The following is a 239-nucleotide window of genomic DNA, read 5'->3' as shown; positions in this document are numbered from 1 at the left end:
AATAACGTATGGCTGAGAACTTGATAGTTTGAAAAGTATAAAAAATCATAAAAAATGATTGTACGCATCTCACATGATATAAAGCTTTATCTGAAAGCCTGTCCGCTCATATTATTTAGAGCCAATGCCATTTAAAATTGATCAATATTATTTAAGACTAAGAAGTGTGAAATTGCATGTCTGAGAAAAAAATTGTTGCACACCGTGGTGGTGCACATCTTTATCCTGAAAATACTCTT

Source organism: Bartonella sp. AP58NXGY (assembly GCF_042195785.1).
Lineage (GTDB): Bacteria > Pseudomonadota > Alphaproteobacteria > Rhizobiales > Rhizobiaceae > Bartonella.
Note: the sequence above shows the minus strand (reverse complement) of the source record.